This window comes from Streptomyces sp. NRRL F-5630 (assembly GCF_000719475.1).
Taxonomy (GTDB): domain Bacteria; phylum Actinomycetota; class Actinomycetes; order Streptomycetales; family Streptomycetaceae; genus Streptomyces.
Genome location: NZ_JOGO01000058.1, coordinates 1 through 17027, shown reverse-complemented (window position 1 = coordinate 17027; position 17027 = coordinate 1). Strand labels below are relative to the sequence as shown.

The window sequence follows — 17027 nt, the reverse complement described above, 5'->3', positions numbered from 1 at the left end:
CACTTTCCGCACCTCCTTGGTTCCGCAGAGTGAATAAGGGGCCCAATAGCAGATCCCGGCTTGACTGCCTCGGATCAGCACACTTGTAATTTCACTCGTGTCGTTTGGTCGCCGTCAGTAACGGCGGCATCACGGGGATGTAAAGACAGACGAGGGGCGCAGATGACCGAGCTGTTTCAGGAACTGCTGGTCGGCGACGCGTTGGACGCCGAGGAGGAACTGGGCTGGCAGGAGCGCGCGCTGTGCGCCCAGACCGATCCCGAATCCTTCTTCCCCGAGAAGGGCGGCTCCACGAGAGAGGCGAAGAAGGTCTGCCTCGCCTGCGAGGTCCGCTCGGAGTGCCTGGAGTACGCCCTCGCCAACGACGAGCGCTTCGGGATCTGGGGCGGGCTGTCGGAGCGGGAGCGGCGCCGGCTGAAGAAGGCCGCGGTCTGAACGGACCGCACTTGCGAACGCACGGGCTCGCGCGAGCGGGCCCGTTCCGCATGTCCGGGAACGCGCGGGCCCGGTGTCAGGAGTGCGGGAGCGGCAGGCGGGACCGTCCGGGGATTCGCCCCGACAGCGCCGTACATGAGCCGATATGACGAACGGTTCATCGCCTCCCGCCTGTGGACAGGCGGCCAAGGCGTCACCCCCGTAACGGCTAGTGTGGGGCCCCGTCCGAGACACCTCCACTTCCCCACGGAGTGGCGAGGGGTCCACCGCAGTCCACCGAACCGGGGCCCGTACCTCGATGTCCGCGCACAATCACCCGGCAGACTTCGCCGCCCACCCCGGCTACGGGGACAGCCCCGCAGCGCCCGCGCGCTGGGCCGCGGTCGATCCGAGCCGTCCACCCGAGTTCCCGCGCCATGTCGTCACCGCGGTGCTCGTCGCCCACGACGGCGCCCGCTGGCTGCCCGACGCCCTCGCCGGGCTCGCGGCCCAGGAACGCCCCGTGCAGAACGCGGTCGCCGCCGACACCGGCAGCGCCGACGACTCCGCGCGCCTGCTCGGCGAGACGCTCGGCGCCCCCTGCGTGCTCCACCTCGCCCGCCGCTCCGGCTTCGGCGCGGCCGTCGGCGAGGCGAGCCGCATCGCCGCCCCGCTCGGTCCCGAGGAACTTCCGTACCTCAAGCGCCCCAGCGGCTGGGACCCCGTCAGCCGTACGTGGCGCGACGACACCTACGACCTGCCCGAGCTGCCCCACGGCGAGCCCGTGCAGTGGCTGTGGCTCCTGCACGACGACTGCGACCCCGCGCCCACCGCGCTCCTCGAACTCCTGCGCGTGGTCGAGAACGAGGCGGAGCTGGGCAACGACGTCGCGATCGTCGGGCCCAAGCTGCGCAGCTGGTACGACCGCCGCCAGCTCCTGGAGGTCGGCGTCTCGATCGCGCCCAGCGGTCGCCGCTGGACCGGGATCGACCGCCGCGAACAGGACCAGGGCCAGCACGACTCGGTCCGCCCCGTCCTCTCCGTGTCCACCGCCGGGATGCTCATCCGCCGCGACGTCTACCAGGAACTGCGCGGCTTCGACCGCGGCCTGCCCCTCATGCGCGACGACGTCGACCTGTGCTGGCGCGCCAACGCCGCCGGGCACCGCGTCCTGGTCGCCCCCGCCGCCGTCGTCCGGCACGCCGAGGCCGCCTCGCGCGAGCGCCGTACCGTCGACTGCGTCGGCCGCACGGCGACCAGCCCGCACCGCGTCGACAAGGCGGGGGCGGTCCGCACCCTCCTCGTCAACACCCGTACCGCCGCGCTGCCCTGGACCGCCTTCCGCATCCTCCTCGGCACCGTCCTGCGCACCCTCGCCTACCTCGTCGGCAAGACCCCGGGACAGGCGGTCGACGAGATCACCGGCCTGCTCTCCGTCCTGCTGCGTCCGGGCCGGCTCCTGGAGGCCCGCCGCGCGCGCGGCCGGTCCGCCGTCGAGCCCGCCGAACTGCGCCCGCTCTTCCCGCCACCCGGCGCGACCCTGCGCCTCACCGTCGAACAGGTCGCGGGCTCCCTCGCCGGACGCACCGCACAGGAGGAGAGCAGCGGCGGGCGGCACGGCGTCGTCGAGTCGGGCCCCGGCGGGGACGACGCGGACTACATGGAGGTCGAGCAGTTCGCCCGGATCAAGCGGCTCAGCCGCAAGCCGGGCCCGGTGCTCTTCGCCGTCCTCCTCCTCTTCTCGCTCATCGCCTGCCGCAGCCTGCTCGGCGCGGGCTCGCTCATGGGCGGCGCCCTGCTGCCCGCGCCCGAAGGCGCGGGCGCGCTGTGGTCCTCCTACATCGACGCCTGGCACACGGTCGGTACGGGCTCGACCGAGCCCGCGCCGCCCTACCTCGCGCTCGTGGCGACCCTCGCGACGCTCTTCCTCGGCTCCACGTCCGCCGCGATGACGGTGCTCCTCGTGTGCTCCGTGCCGCTCGCGGGCGTCACCGCGTACTTCGCGACCCGGCCGCTCGTCGAGTCGCGCCTGCTGCGCGCCTGGGCCGCGATCGCGTACGCCTTCCTGCCCGCCACGACCGGCGCGCTCGCCGACGGCCGCATCGGGACCGCGCTCCTCGCCGTGCTCCTGCCCCTCATGGCCCGCGCCGCGCTCTCCGCGGGCGGCTTCCTGGGCAGGCGCGGTACTTGGCGGGCCACCTGGACACTCGCGCTGCTCCTCACGCTCACCATGGCGTTCACGCCCGTCGTGTGGCTCTTCGCGCTCGTCCTCGGCGCCCTCGTGCTCGCCGTGCGCCGCAGCGAACTGCCCGCCTACGGGCCCCGGCTCCTCGCGGTGCTCCTCACGCCGCTGCTGCTCCTCGCCCCCTGGTCGTTCACGCTTTTCTCGGACGGGCTGCTCGGCGAGGCCGGGCTCGACGACCGCGTGGGCACGGCGAGCGCCACGGACCTGCTCGGTATGAGTCCAGGCGGCCCCGGCACGATGACCGGGCTGCTGCTCATCGGCATCGTCCTCGCCGCGCTCGGCGCCCTGCTGCGCGGCGAGCGCCGCACCGCCGTGCTCACCGCGTGGACCGTCGCCCTCCTCGGCTTCGCCCTCGCCGTGCTCACCAACCGTGACGGCTGGGCGGGTCCCGCGACCCTCGTGCAGGGCGCGGCGCTGCTCGGCGCGGCGCTCGTCGGCGCGCAGGGCGCCCGCTTCCGCGTCGCCGAGCAGAGCTTCGGCTGGCGCCAGCCGCTCGCCGCGCTCGTCGGCCTCGCCGCCGCGCTCGGCCCCCTCGTCGCCGCCGTCGGGTGGATGGCCTCGGGCGCCGACGGCCCCCTGGAGCGCCGCTCGCCGGCCCAGGTACCCGCCTTCGTCGCCGCCGACAGCGGCACCCAGGACCGCGTGCGCACCCTCGTCCTCGACGGCGACAGCGCCTCCGAGGTCCGCTACTTCCTCATCCGCGGCGCGGGCAACCACCTCGGCGACGCCGAGCAGTTCACCGCCGCGGGCGCCAACGCCCGGCTCGGCGAGACCGTGGGCCGCCTCGTCGCGGGCTCGGGCGCCGACCAGGCCGGGGATCTCGGCTCGTACGCGATCCGCTACCTCCTGCTCCGCGAGGGCCGCTCGTCCAGCGCGATGGGCCGCGTGCTCGACGCGACGCCGGGGCTCATGCGCGTCAGCAGGCAGGACGGGATCGCGCTCTGGCGTGTCGACCGTGAGGTCGCCCGCGTCACGCTCACCGACAAGCAGCACCCGCCGAAGCCCGTCGCCGCCGGACCCGTCGAGGTCCACACCCGCGTCCCCGCCGGGGCCGAGGGCCGCGTCCTGCGCCTCGCCGACAGCGCCGATCCGGGCTGGACCGCGAGCCTGGACGGCAAGCCGCTCAGCCGCACGACGGTGGACGGCTGGGCGCAGGGCTTCACGCTCCCCGCGAGTGGCGGCCACCTCGACGTCACGTACGACCAGCCCTTCACGCGCACCCTGTGGGTCGGGGCGCAGGGCCTGCTCGGTCTCGTCCTCGTCGTCCTCGCCCTCCCGGGCCGCCGCCGCGACATCGACGACGACCTGCCGGAGGAGGAACTCGCGATCCCCGCGCAAGCCGTCGACGGCGAGGGCCGCCGCGCCCGCCGCCTGCGCGCGGCGGCGAAGAGCGAAGGCCAGGAGGAGCCGGGCGCCGGGAACGCCCCCGACCCGGAGGCCGTCCCCGCCTACGCCGCCACGGCCGAGTACGACCCGTACGGGTACGGCGCGGGCGGCGGCTACGAGCACTACGCGAACGGGACCGGGTACGGCGGCTACGAGACCGCGAGCGCGCCCCCGTACGACCCGGACACGGGGCAGTTCCCGCCGTACGACCCGAACGGCCCGGACACCGGGCAGTTCCCGCCGTACGAGCCCAACGGCCCGGACACCGGGCAGGTCCCCCCGTACGACCCGAACGGCCCCGGCACCGGGCAACTGCCGCCCTATCAGGACCAGGGCTACGGGTACCCGCCCGCGGGGAGCGGTGACGGCTACGGGCAGGGCGGCGGCCACGACGGCCCGTACCCGCCCGACCCCGCGTACCAGCGACAGCCTTACGAGGACGAGACCGGCCCCTACGGTCAGCAGCGGGGCCGTGACGGGCGCGAGCACGGGAGCGACCAGTGAACCGCAGCACGATGTCCCTGCTCGGCGCCGTCGCCGCGCTCGCCGTCCTCACCGGCGTCGCCGCCGCGACCGCCCCCGGCCCCGGTCCCGCGGAAGCGCCCGCGCGGGCCGCCGCGCAGCCCGTCCAGCGCTCCAGCCTGCTGTGCCCCGCGCCGGGGGACTCCGCGCTCGCCGAGACGACGTACACCTCCTTCTCGCCCACGACGCCCGGCACGAGCGGCAGCGGCGAGGCCACCCTGCGGCCCTCGCCCACCGAGGTGCGCGACGGCAAGAACGCGGAGCAGGCGCCGAAGGCGGGCAAGCCGCTGCTCACGGCGGAGAAGCAGGGCACCCCCGTGAGCGAGGAGCCCGACTCGTCGAAGACGCCCTCGCTCCTCGGCGAGGCGAGCGGCCCGCTCGCCCCGGGATGGACCGTGCAGCAGACGACCCTGATCGACGCGGGCGCCGACCGCGCCCTGCGCGGGATCTCCTGCGGCGCGCCCGACACGGACTTCTGGCTGCCGGGCGTGAGCACGGCGAAGGACCGCTCCGACTACGTGCACCTGACCAACCCGGACGACACCGCGGCCGTCGTGGACATCGCGCTGTACGGGCCGAAGGGCGAGCTGAAGTCCGAGGTCGGCGAGGGCATCCAGATCCCGCCGCTCTCGACCGTGCCCGTCCTGCTCTCGACGCTCAGCGGCTCGCCCGAGCGCGACCTCACCGCCCACGTCACCGCGACCACGGGCCGGATCTTCGCCGCCGCGGACGCGAGCACGGAGGGCGCGGGCGGCGACTGGCTCGTGCCCGCCGCCGACCCGGCCCCGCGGCTCGTGCTCCCCGGTATCCCGGGCGACGCCACGAAGATCCGCCTCGTCGCCTTCGCCCCCGGCTCCGACGACGCGAACCTCAAGGTGCAGTTCGCGCGGAAGGGCAGCACCATCGTCCCGGCCGGACACGAGAACCTCCTCGTCAAGTCCGGGATGACCGGCTCGCTCGACCTCGACGACATCACGCGCGGCGAACCGGGCAGCCTCGTGCTGAGCCCCGAGGACCCCAAGGCCCCGACCCCGGTCGTCGCCGCGCTCGAAGTCGTCCGCGGCAAGGGCGCGCACCAGGAGACGGCGTTCCTCCCCGCGACCACCCCGGTCGGCGAACGGGCCTCGGTCACGGGCAACACCGGCAAGAGCGTGCGCCTGACCCTCGCGGCACCCGAATCGGCGGCGAAGGTCGAGGTCACGACCTCGGCGGGCACGAAGGGCGGCGCCCCGGCCACCAAGACGTACAGCGTGCCCAAGGGCACCTCGCAGGCGCTCGACATCGAGCCGGGCGAGGGCACGAAGGGCGAGTGGTCCCTGACCGTCGTCCCGCAGAAGGGCAGCGGCCCCGTTCACGCCAGCCGTCAGCTGACCGCCAAGGACGACTCGGGCACGTCACTCTTCACCATCCAGCCCCTGGAGGACGACAAGGGCACCGTGCGCGTTCCGCGGACGGTGGAGGACCTGCGGGTGACCGAGGACTGAGAAGGCGCGGGGAGGCGCTCGCGCGGGCCTCTCACTCCTCCCCGTACCTCGGGTCCACCGATTCCGGGGTGAGGCCGAGGAGCTCGGCGACCTGCTCGACGACGACCTCGTGGACGAGCAGGGCGCGTTCCTCGCGGCCCTTGCTGCGGATCTCGACCGGGCGGCGGTAGACGACGACGACCGGAGGACGGCCCTCCTTCGCGCTCACCGCGGTGCCGAGGGGGACGGACTCGTCCTGCCACGTCTCGGGCGGCGCGCCCTCGCCGGGCACGTCCAGGACCATGAAATCGACATCGGCGAGCTGGGGCCAGCGCCGTTCGAGGCGGTCCACCGAGTCCTGCACGAGGTCGGCGAAGCTCTCCGCCCTGCTCGCCGAGATCGGCACCTGGGGCGGCGCGACGGGACCGCGCATGCCCCGCCCGTGGCGATCACGGCGGCGCGGGCCCCGAGGGGCGGGCGAGGGCGGGAAAGAGCTGTCCATCACCTGAGAAGGGTAGTCCCCGGGGCCCGCCGTGGGGATGCGGCGGCACGCTCCGTGCGGGGGCGGTGACGCGGCGGGAAGCGTACGGAGGACGGAGGCACCGGGTACGGACGGTCGCCGGAGACGTCCTGCGGAGACCGTCGCCGCGACCGGGCGCCGCCCGCGCCCCGGACCGTCCGGGCACCTCCGCCCGTGCCCACGGGTCCGGCATCCGCCCCGCGACGGCAGGCGACCGCGCCCACACATGCGGCACACGTATGCGACAGGCGTATTCGGAGATGGTTTCCGGACACCGGGATGACGGTCTTTCAGTGCCCCGTGCCTCCGGGGCTCCCCGGACCGCGTCACCGCCCTGCGGTCTCCTGTTGTCCGAGCCGTGTCCGATCCGTACCGACTTCGGATGACATACGACGACCGGTCTGCCCCCGAGCGGTGTCAAACGGGTGCGAGCGGGGGTCTGAAGGGGGTTTCCGGCTCTCTGCCCGGCTTGGGCCGCGGCGGCGGTTTCCGGCCACGACACGGCGCGTACCGGCTGGTGGGCGTCGTCGCGGCCCGTTCAAGAGTGCGGTACGGTCCAGGACCGTGAGCCCTGTACGTCGTTGTTCTCGCACCGCGTGCGGCAGCCCTGCCGTCGCCACGCTGACGTACGTCTACGCCGACTCGACGGCCGTCCTCGGGCCCCTCGCCACGTACGCCGAACCGCACTGCTACGACCTGTGCGCCGAGCACTCGGAACGGCTCACCGCGCCGCGCGGCTGGGAGGTCGTCCGCCTCGCCGACGCCTCCGCGCCCCCGCGCCCCTCCGGCGACGACCTCGAAGCGCTCGCCAACGCGGTCCGCGAGGCCGCCCGCCCCCAGGAGCGCCCCGCCGAACGCGAGGCCCCCCGCGCGGCGGACCCCATGGAGGTAGCCCGCAGGGGCCACCTCCGCATCCTCCGCTCCCCGGAGAACTGAGCCCTCACGCCTACCGGGGACCCGGAGCCCCGGGCCGCTCCCCGTGGGGCGCCGCGCCCTGGTGCGGAGCACCGTCCCGCGGCGGACGCCTCCGGGAGGCGCCGAGAGCCACCCCGCCGAGGAGCACCGCCCCCGCCGTGCCCCCGAGCCCGATGCTGTTGCACCAGCGCAGGACCGGCTCGCCCGCGTACGTCGAGCCGTCCTCGCGGACACAGGTGAAGCCGAGCGGCAGGTAGGAGGCGCGGGAGTCCCGCAGACCCGCGACCGTCGCCGGCCCGGCGTCACGGCAGGCCGGGGCGGGCGAGGAAGCGGCCCCGTGGGAACTCTCGTTCACGTCGAACAGCACGAGCCCCGCCCCGAGCACGTACACGGAGGCCGCCAGGACCGCGAGCAGACAGGCCCCCCACCTCGCCCGCGCGCCCGGCTCGCGCGGCCGTCCCCCCGGCAGCGCGAGCGAGAGCGCCCCGACCAGGACGGCGATCACCACCCCGCACAGCGCGAGCGCGGCGAGGGGCACGAGCAGCAGGAGCAGCAGTGCGAGCACGGCTCAGCCTTTCTGAAAGGAACGGACACGGTCCTCGCGGGCGGTCTACGCGCGGGGCCCGCGTCGTCGGCATCACGACGGGGACAGGCCACGCGCGCGCGACCTGGACGCGCCGCGCGGCACACCCGGCGTCGCCACGGGGACGGACCCCGGCCTCGCCCCGGCGGCGGGAAGCCGTCGCGGTCATTCCCCTGCCTCCCTCTGTCGGGTGACGGCCCGTGAGCGCGGCCGCACCGCTTCCGAGACCCGCGCCGCCCGCGAAAGGTTGCGGCGGGCCGGGGGCGGCCCCCGGCGGCCACGAGGTGGGGGCGGCCGTCCGTGGCCGTGGGGTGGGGGCGCGGCCGGGTAGGTTGTGGGGCGTACCGGAGCGACCGCGTACCCGCCGGGGACCGGCGGACGGTGGACGCGGGGTCAGCAATCGGGAGCCAGGCACTCGGGAGGCAGGCTGTGGCCGATCTGTCGCAGATCGTAAAGGCGTACGACATTCGCGGGACCGTCCCCGAGCAGTGGGACGAACACCTCGCCGAGCTGTTCGGCGCCGCCTTCGCCGAGGTGACGGGCGCCGAGGCGATCGTCGTCGGGCACGACATGCGGCCCTCGTCGCCGGGGCTCGCCGCCGCCTTCGGCGCGGGCGCGCGCGGGCGCGGCGCCTCCGTCACCGCGATCGGCCTCTGCTCGACCGATCAGCTCTACTACGCCTCGGGCGCGCTCCACCTGCCCGGCGCGATGTTCACCGCCTCCCACAACCCGGCCCAGTACAACGGCATCAAGCTGTGCCGCGCGGGCGCGGCCCCCGTCGGGCAGGACACAGGGCTCGCCGACATCCGCGCGCTCGTCGAGAGCTGGACCGAGGAGGGCGCCCCCACCCCCGTCGCCCGTACCGGCACCCTCTCCACGCGCGACACGCTCGGCGACTACGCGCGCCACCTGCGCACCCTCGTCGACCTCGGCGGCATCCGCCCGCTCAAGGTCGTCGTGGACGCGGGCAACGGCATGGGCGGCCACACCGTGCCGACCGTCCTCGCGGGCCTGCCGCTCGACGTCGTGCCGATGTACTTCGAGCTCGACGGCTCCTTCCCCCACCACGAGGCCAACCCGCTCGACCCGGCGAACATCGTGGACCTCCAGGACCGGGTCCGGGCCGAGCACGCCGACCTCGGCCTCGCCTTCGACGGCGACGCCGACCGCTGCTTCGTCGTCGACGAGCGCGGCGAACCGGTCCCGCCCTCCGCGATCACCGCGCTCGTCGCCACCCGCGAACTCGCGCGCAACGGCGGCGAGGGCACCATCATCCACAACCTGATCACCTCCTGGTCCGTGCCCGAGGTCGTCCGCGAGCACGGCGGCACCCCGGTGCGCACCCGCGTCGGGCACTCCTTCATCAAGGCCGAGATGGCCCGCAGCGGCGCGATCTTCGGCGGAGAGCACTCGGCGCACTACTACTTCCGCGACTTCTGGAACGCCGACACGGGGATGCTCGCGGCCCTCCACGTCCTCGCCGCGCTCGGCGAGCAGCCGGGGCCGCTCTCGGAACTCGTCGCGCGGTACGACAGGTACGCGGGCTCGGGCGAGGTCAACTCGACGGTGAGCGACCAGGCCGCGGCGACCGCCCGCGTCCGGCTCGCCTTCGCGTCCCCCGACGTCACGATCGACACCCTCGACGGCCTCACCGTCACCGCCGCCGACTGGTGGTTCAACCTCCGTCCCTCCAACACGGAGCCCCTGCTGCGGCTCAACGTGGAGGCCCGGGACACGGAGACGATGACGAAGGTGCGGGACGAGGTGCTCGGGCTCGTACGGGTCCCGTGACGCCCCGCCCGCGACGCTCCCCGCACCCGCCTGCCGCGCCCCGTCCGCCCCGGCCAGGGGCGGGCTAGGCTGGCCCCGTACCCGCCACCGCCCGCGAAAGGACCCCCCGTGCCCCTCGAATCCGGCCTTCTGGAGATCCTCGCCTGCCCCGCCTGCCACTCCCCGCTGGAGGAGCGCACGACGGAGGACGCCGAGGAACTCGTCTGCACCGGCGGCGACTGCGGCCTGATCTACCCGGTCCGCGACAACATCCCGGTCCTCCTCGTCGACGAGGCCCGCAAGCCCGGGTGAGCGACGGGACGTTCCCGCCCCGCGTGCCCAGCGCACCGCACCCAGCCCAGCCGCACCGTATTCAGCCCGTCCGGCGTGCGAGGACCGGGGTCCGGGCGGAGCCCCGGGGAGCCCGACCCCGGTGAGCGCGAGACCCGCGACCCCGGCCCGCCCGCTCCCCCCGCTCCGGCCCCTCGGCCGGCCGCGACCCGGAGACCCCGCCATGCTCGACGACCTCCTGCTCGACGACCCCGCCGCGCTCGCGCACGCGGACCCCGACGGGCTGCTGCCCGCGGCCGCTTCGGCCGGGGCCCTGGTCCGCACCGCCCAGCGGCTCGCCGCCGAGGCCGGGCTCACCTCGCTCAAGCCCGAGGGGCGGCCCCGCTCGATCCTGCTCGCGACCTCGGGCCCGGCCGCCGAGACGGCCGCCGACGTGACGAGCGCGCTCGCCGCGGGCGGCTGCCCCGTCCTCCGCCTCGCCCCCACCGGCGTCGCCGCCGCGCCCGGCGCCCTGCGCTGGGCGCTCCCAGGCTGGGCCGGGCCCGTCGACCTGCTCCTCATCGCCACGCCCGACGGCTCCGAACCCGGCCTGCGCCTCCTCGCCGAGCAGGCGTACCGGCGCGGCCTCACCGTCGTCGCGGTCCTCCCGCGCCGCAGCGCGCTCGGCGAGATCGTCGACGGCTCGCGCGGCCTCCCGCTCCCGCTCGCGACGCCGCCCGAGCGGCAACAGCCCGTCTCGCCCTGGCCCTTCCTCGTCCCGCTGCTCGGCCTCCTGGACCGTACGGGCCTCGTCGACGCCGACGAGGAGACGGTCCAGCGCCTTGCCGACCGCCTCGACGCGACCGCCGAACGCTGCGGGCCCATCACCCCGACCGGCGCCAACCCCGCCAAGTCCCTCGCCGTCGAACTCGACGAGTCACTGCCGCTCCTGTGGACCGAGGGCCCCGCCTCGGACGCCGTCGCGCGCCGCCTCGTACGGCTCCTCGCGGCCCGCGCGGGCCGCCCCGCGCTCACCGCCGCCCTCCCCGAGGCCCTCACCGCGCACGCGGCGCTGCTCAGCCGCCCCGCCGAGACGGACAGCGGGGACGACGACCTCGACGACTTCTTCCGCGACCGCGTCGAGGACACCTCGGGCCCGCGCCCCCGCGTCGTCCTGCTCCGTACCCGCACCGCCGACGGCCTCACCGCGGCGCCCGCCGTCCGCGAACTCGCCCACGCCCACCGGGTCCCGCTCACCGAACTGGCGCTCCCGGAGGGCCAGGACCTCGACGTCCTGGCCGAACTCCTCGCCCTCACGGAGTACACGGCGGCGTACCTGTCCCTCGCGGGCCCCGCCTGACCGGGGGTCACCGGACCCTGGCGGGCGGACGGCGCCCGCGCCACCCCGCCCCCGTACGCTCGACACCGGCCGCCGACCCCCGCCCGTCCGCCCGTTGAAGGAACCATGGACCGCCTCAGCAACACCATCCGCCCCTACGCCTGGGGCTCGCTCACCGCCCTTCCCGAACTGCTCGGCGTCGAGCCCAGCGGGGAACCGCAGGCCGAGATGTGGATCGGCGCCCATCCCGGCGCCCCCTCGCACCTCGACCGGGGGCAGGGCGAGGAAGCGCTCTCCGCCGTCGTGGACGCCGACCCCGTACGCGAACTCGGCGCCCCCGCCGTGGAGAAGTTCGGGCCCCGCCTCCCCTTCCTCCTCAAGATCCTCGCCGCCGGATCGCCGCTCTCGCTCCAGGTCCACCCCGACCGCGCGCAGGCCGAGGCCGGGTTCGCCGAGGAGGAGCTGCGCGGGGTGCCGGTCGACGCCCCTGAGCGCAACTACAAGGACGCCAACCACAAGCCCGAACTGATCTGCGCGCTCACGCCCTTCGACGGCCTGTGCGGCTTCCGCGAGCCGTCCGCCGCCGCGGCGCTCCTCGCGGGCCTCGACGTCGACAGCCTCAAGCCGTACGTCGACCTGCTGCGCGCCCACCCCGAGGAGGCCGCGCTGCGCGAGGTCCTCACCGCGGTCCTCACCGCCGAGAAGGGGGCCATGGCCGCGACCGTCGAGGAGACCGCGCTCGCCTGCGCCCGCCTCGGCGGCCCGTACGAGCCGTACGCGCGCATCGCCCGCGACTACCCCGGCGACCCCGGCGTCCTCGCCGCGATGCTTCTCAACGTCGTCCGGCTCCAGCCGGGCCAGGCCCTCTACCTCGGCGCCGGGGTCCCGCACGCCTACCTGCACGGCCTCGGCGTCGAGATCATGGCCAACTCGGACAACGTCCTGCGCTGCGGCCTGACCCCCAAGCACGTCGATGTCCCCGAACTCCTGCGCATCGTCCGCTTCGCCCCGAGCGACCCCGGTGTCCAGCGCCCCGAGGCCGCCCCCGACGGCGAGGAGGTCTACGCGACCCCCATCGACGAGTTCCGCCTCTCGCGCTACGTCCTCGTCCCCGACGCCGCCACCCCCGACCTCACCTCGCCCGGCCCCCAGGTCCTGCTCTGCACGGCCGGACGGGTCACCGCGGGCGAGGAGACGCTGGCCCCCGGGGACGCGGTCTTCGTCCCGGCGGGCGAGCGCGTCACCGCGCGCGGCGAAGGCACGCTGTTCCGCGCGGGGGTACGGGTCTGAGCCACGGGCCGGTACGGAGTCCGGGGCCAGGGCCGGTACGCGCCGCTTGACGCGGCCTCCGGCACCCTCGGCGCGGCCCCGGCGCGGGGTTTCGCCTCCCGCGCCGGGGCACCCGTCACCCGTACGGGAGAATGACGCGTCCCGGGACCACCGGCCGACACCGACGACCCAGACGACCCACAGGGGAGACGAGCAGAGATGAGTGCGTCAGGCGGCACCAAGGCGATCGTGGCGGCGCTCTCCGCCAACCTCGCCATCGCCGTGTCGAAATTCGTGGCCTTCGCCTTCAGCGGTTCCTCCTCGATGCTCGCCGAGGGCGTCCACTCCGTCGCCGACTCCGGCAACCAGGCGCTGCTCCTCCTCGGCAAGAAGCGCTCCGAGCGCGCCGCCACCCCCCAACACCCCTTCGGCTACGGCCGCGAGCGCTTCCTCTACGCCTTCCTCGTCTCCATCGTCCTGTTCTCGGTCGGCGGCATGTTCGCCCTGTACGAGGGCTACGAGAAGATCAAGCACCCGCACGAACTGGAGCACTGGTACTGGCCGGTCGGCGTCCTCGTCTTCGCGATCGTCGCTGAGGGCCTCTCCTTCCGCACGGCCGTGAAGGAGTCGAACACGACGCGCGGCACGATGTCGTGGGTCGAGTACATCCGCCGCGCGAAGGCCCCCGAACTGCCCGTCGTCCTCCTGGAGGACTTCGGCGCCCTCATCGGTCTCGTCCTCGCCCTCGGCGGCGTCGGCCTCTCGCTCGCGACGGGCGATGGTGTCTGGGACGGCGTCGGCACCCTGTGCATCGGTGTCCTGCTCATCTGCATCGCGCTCGTCCTCGCCGCCGAGACCAAGTCGCTGCTGCTCGGCGAGTCCGCGGGCCCCGAGACCGAGGACACCATCGCCGCCTCGCTCGTGGACGGCACCCAGGTCACCCGCGTCATCCACATGCGCACCCTCCACCTCGGCCCCGAGGAACTCCTCGTCGCCGCGAAGATCGCGGTGCCCGCCGCGTCCAGCGGCACGGAGATCACCGAGGCCATCGACGGGGCCGAGTCCCGCGTCCGCGCCGCCGTCCCGATCGCCCGCGTCATCTACCTGGAGCCGGACGTCTACACCGAGGCGGAGGCCGCGGCGGGCCCGCAACCGGAGGCGACCCCGGGCGGCCCCGGACCGCACCCTGCCGAAGGTCACTGACCGTCACGGCACCGACGGCCGCCGGGCCCGGGAGGGACACCGTCCCCTCCCGGGCCCCCTGTCTCTTCCGGGCGGGGCTGGTAGCTTGGGGGGCAGCCAGACGTCGCTGCTGATGGCGGTCGGGCGGCCTCCGCGAGGGGACCGGCCGAGGGAGAGAGGGCCTCCGACGGACTGCGCCGCGCGAAGGACGGGACCCGTGTGTCCGCGTCCGGTCGGACACCTCTCGTACGGGTACGAGCACGGTGCCCCGCACCGGCCGGGGCCGCGCCGTGCCCGCTCGACCGCGCGGCCAGCACACCCGTAACCGTGCCCCCACCCGAGGAGCAGCAGAGCATGACGTCCGCCACCACTCCGCAGGACTTCAAGGTCGCCGACCTCTCCCTCGCCGACTTCGGCCGCAAGGAGATCAGCCTCGCCGAGCACGAGATGCCCGGCCTCATGGCGCTGCGCGCCGAGTACGCCGAGACGCAGCCGCTCAAGGGCGCCCGCATCACCGGCTCCCTGCACATGACGGTGCAGACCGCCGTCCTCATCGAGACCCTCACCGCCCTCGGCGCCCGGGTCCGCTGGGCCTCCTGCAACATCTTCTCCACCCAGGACCACGCCGCCGCCGCCGTCGCGGTCGGCCCGCACGGCACCCCGGACAACCCGCAGGGCGTCCCGGTCTACGCCTGGAAGGGCGAGAGCCTGGAGGAGTACTGGTGGTGCACCGAACAGGCGCTCACCTGGCCCGACGCCCCCACCGGCGGCCCGAACATGATCCTCGACGACGGCGGTGACGCCACCCTCCTCGTGCACCAGGGCGTCGCCTACGAGAAGGACGGCAAGGTCCCCGACCCCGCCACCGAGGCCGAGAACGACGAGCACCGCGTCATCCTCGAACTCCTCACCCGCACCATCTCCGCCGGCTCCCAGAAGTGGACCAAGCTCGCCTCGGAGATCCGCGGCGTGACCGAGGAGACCACGACCGGCGTGCACCGCCTCTACGAGATGCAGCGCGACGGCTCCCTGCTCTTCCCGGCGATGAACGTGAACGACGCCGTCACCAAGTCGAAGTTCGACAACAAGTACGGCTGCCGCCACTCCCTCATCGACGGCATCAACCGCGCCACCGACGTCCTCATCGGCGGCAAGACCGCCGTCGTCTGCGGCTACGGCGACGTCGGCAAGGGCTGCGCCGAGTCGCTGCGCGGCCAGGGCGCCCGCGTCATCATCACCGAGATCGACCCCATCTGCGCCCTCCAGGCCGCGATGGACGGCTACCAGGTGACGACGCTGGACGACGTCATCGACAAGGGCGACATCTTCGTCACGACGACCGGCAACAAGGACATCATCAGGGCCAGCGACATGGCCAAGATGAAGCACCAGGCCATCGTCGGGAACATCGGCCACTTCGACAACGAGATCGACATGGCCGGGCTCGCGAAGATCCCCGGCATCGTCAAGGACGAGGTCAAGCCGCAGGTCCACACCTGGACCTTCCCCGACGGCAAGAAGATCATCGTGCTCTCCGAGGGCCGCCTGCTCAACCTCGGCAACGCGACCGGTCACCCCTCCTTCGTCATGTCCAACAGCTTCGCCGACCAGACGATCGCGCAGATCGAGCTGTTTACGAAGCCGGAGGAGTACCCCGTCGGCGTCTACGTGCTGCCGAAGGCGCTCGACGAGAAGGTCGCCCGCCTCCACCTCGCCGCGCTCGGCGTGAAGCTCACGACGCTCCGCCCCGAGCAGGCCGAGTACCTCGGCGTGCCGGTCGAGGGCCCGTACAAGTCGGACCACTACCGCTACTGAGCCCCGCTCGTGCGGAAGTACGCTCGTCGGAGCAGCTGAGGACGGCCCGGAAGCCCCCGCTTCCGGGCCGTCCCGCTTCCCCCGCACCCCCGAGCACCCACCCCAGGACACCCCCCGATGCCCCGAGGCCGCTACTCCCTCCACGATCCGCACGACGGCGGCCTCCTGGCCGAGGAGCACTTCCAGTGCGCGCCCGGCCCCTCCGGCTGGCGGTACGTCGCCCGGCTCACCACCCCCGTGGGCGAGCCGGACGCCGGCACCGTCGACCTCACGCTCGACTCGCGCGGGCGTCCCCTGCGACTCGAACTGCGCGCGGGCGGCTGGCAGGTCCGCGGCGGCGCCCTCGAAGGGCTCACCTGGGTCAGGTCGGACCCGGAGGGGAACCACGCCACCGAGGGCAACGCGCGCGCCCACGCCTTCGGCGGTACGTCCCCCGCCTTCTATGTCGCCACCGCCAGACTCCTCCGCCTCACCCCCTCGTCTCCCCCCACCCGTATCCGGCTGGTCTCCTTCAGCGCACCGGTGCTCGCCACCAGGACGGCCGACCAGTCCTGGCAACTGACGGACACCCAAACACACGCCACTGACAACGGGCCCCTGCGCGTGGACTCGTATCAGGTCAGCGACCTGGAGACGGGGGAGCGGCACGAGGTGCACCTCGCCGGGGACGTCGTGCTGGCGGCCCCCGGGGTCGAGCTGGAGGACCTGGAGTCGCCGCCGAACGAGTTCCCGCCGGAGCCCGGGGAGTGACGAGGGGGGACGGCCGGTGCACGGCCGGTGCACGGCCACCCCCTCGTCCTCCGGCCGCCGTCAGCCCGGGAGCGGCCGCAACGTCAGCGCGCCGCCCCTTACGACCGCCAGTTCGGTCACCGGCTCCTCCAGGACACCCGTCGCCCCCGCCGTGCCCACCGCGAAGCCCGCCCCGACCGAGGCTCGCACGGTCCGGGGCGGGGCCACCGCCCCACGAAAACGCTCGTCACAGCACCGGGCGCGGGCGCCGCGGCCATGGAAGACATCACCGTCATGAACCGCTGACGTCGCAGGTGCGCGCCGCCTCGGCGAACAGAGATGCGAAGGGCACCCACCGGATGTGCATCGCGCCCTGACGACCTGCTACTGTCCTCCACGCCCCGAAAGAACCGCCCAACGGCGGAGCAGCGTGGGCACCCTCTCCGAACAATGCGGAACGAAGGACAGCCGGTAAATCGGCCGCCGAAGATCTGATAAAGTCGGGGACGCCGAAAGGGAAACGGAAAGGCCGGAAGGCCGGAACGGGAACCGGAAAGGCGCCGAGGAAATCGGGCCCGAGAGAGTCTGATAGAGTCGGGAACACG

At 74.2% G+C, this 17027-nt stretch carries 14 protein-coding genes; 11 read left to right on the top strand and 3 right to left on the bottom strand.

Going from position 1 to position 17027, the window contains the following annotated elements:
* The first annotated feature begins 162 nt into the window (after window positions 1-162).
* From IF99_RS0123010 to IF99_RS0123000, 3 genes are all read left to right on the top strand, one after another.
* Window positions 163-435 (top strand): WhiB family transcriptional regulator, encoded by a 273-nt coding sequence (locus IF99_RS0123010; protein WP_007822987.1) that lies wholly within the window; start codon window positions 163-165, stop codon window positions 433-435.
* 298 nt (window positions 436-733) lie between these two features.
* The gene (locus IF99_RS0123005) at window positions 734-4549 is read left to right on the top strand and encodes a glycosyltransferase (protein WP_030998811.1); all 3816 of its coding nucleotides are present in this window, start codon (window positions 734-736) and stop codon (window positions 4547-4549) included.
* A complete protein-coding gene (locus tag IF99_RS0123000; RefSeq protein WP_030998809.1) occupies window positions 4546-6051 on the top strand; it encodes a DUF5719 family protein in 1506 nt (501 codons plus the stop codon). Before IF99_RS0123005 ends, IF99_RS0123000 begins: the two co-directional genes overlap by 4 nt.
* A 31-nt stretch (window positions 6052-6082) precedes the next feature.
* Here IF99_RS0123000 and IF99_RS0122995 read toward each other — a convergent pair whose 3' ends face one another.
* A complete protein-coding gene (locus IF99_RS0122995; protein WP_030998807.1) occupies window positions 6083-6463 on the bottom strand; it encodes a metallopeptidase family protein in 381 nt (126 codons plus the stop codon).
* Between the two features lie 651 nt (window positions 6464-7114).
* On the opposite strand from IF99_RS0122995, the gene IF99_RS0122990 reads away from it, so the two are divergent.
* Window positions 7115-7486 carry a DUF3499 domain-containing protein gene (locus IF99_RS0122990; RefSeq protein WP_030998805.1) on the top strand — a complete coding sequence of 124 codons (372 nt, stop codon included), beginning with the start codon at window positions 7115-7117 and terminating at the stop codon, window positions 7484-7486.
* Window positions 7487-7496: 10 nt separating this feature from the next.
* Here the strand turns inward: IF99_RS0122990 and IF99_RS0122985 are convergent, their stop codons facing one another.
* A complete protein-coding gene (locus IF99_RS0122985; RefSeq protein ID WP_030998802.1) occupies window positions 7497-8030 on the bottom strand; it encodes a hypothetical protein in 534 nt (177 codons plus the stop codon).
* 447 nt (window positions 8031-8477) lie between these two features.
* Between IF99_RS0122985 and IF99_RS0122980 the strand changes: the two genes are divergently transcribed.
* The 7 genes from IF99_RS0122980 to IF99_RS0122950 all read left to right on the top strand — a co-directional run bounded on the left by IF99_RS0122980 (window position 8478) and on the right by IF99_RS0122950 (window position 16443).
* On the top strand, window positions 8478-9839 hold the full coding sequence (locus IF99_RS0122980) for a phosphomannomutase/phosphoglucomutase (protein WP_030998800.1): 1362 nt from the start codon (window positions 8478-8480) through the stop codon (window positions 9837-9839).
* Between the two features lie 108 nt (window positions 9840-9947).
* Window positions 9948-10130: a Trm112 family protein gene (locus tag IF99_RS0122975; RefSeq protein ID WP_030998798.1), complete on the top strand. Its 183-nt coding sequence runs from the start codon at window positions 9948-9950 to the stop codon at window positions 10128-10130.
* A 202-nt stretch (window positions 10131-10332) separates the two neighbouring features.
* Window positions 10333-11448 carry an SIS domain-containing protein gene (locus IF99_RS0122970; RefSeq protein WP_030998796.1) on the top strand — a complete coding sequence of 372 codons (1116 nt, stop codon included), beginning with the start codon at window positions 10333-10335 and terminating at the stop codon, window positions 11446-11448.
* Window positions 11449-11553: 105 nt separating this feature from the next.
* On the top strand, window positions 11554-12717 hold the full coding sequence (gene manA, locus IF99_RS0122965; protein WP_030998794.1) for a mannose-6-phosphate isomerase, class I: 1164 nt from the start codon (window positions 11554-11556) through the stop codon (window positions 12715-12717).
* A 198-nt stretch (window positions 12718-12915) separates the two neighbouring features.
* Entirely contained in the window at window positions 12916-13899 is a 984-nt protein-coding gene (locus tag IF99_RS0122960) for a cation diffusion facilitator family transporter (RefSeq protein WP_030998792.1), read from the top strand.
* A 333-nt stretch (window positions 13900-14232) separates the two neighbouring features.
* Complete coding sequence (gene ahcY / locus IF99_RS0122955; protein WP_030998790.1) at window positions 14233-15693, top strand: adenosylhomocysteinase; 1461 nt, start codon at window positions 14233-14235, stop codon at window positions 15691-15693.
* Window positions 15694-15810: 117 nt separating this feature from the next.
* Window positions 15811-16443: a hypothetical protein gene (locus tag IF99_RS0122950; RefSeq protein WP_030998788.1), complete on the top strand. Its 633-nt coding sequence runs from the start codon at window positions 15811-15813 to the stop codon at window positions 16441-16443.
* Window positions 16444-16503: 60 nt separating this feature from the next.
* On the opposite strand, the gene IF99_RS34110 is transcribed toward IF99_RS0122950, so the two are convergent.
* Window positions 16504-16650 carry a hypothetical protein gene (locus IF99_RS34110; RefSeq protein ID WP_158716641.1) on the bottom strand — a complete coding sequence of 49 codons (147 nt, stop codon included), beginning with the start codon at window positions 16648-16650 and terminating at the stop codon, window positions 16504-16506.
* Window positions 16651-17027 lie beyond the last annotated feature (377 nt).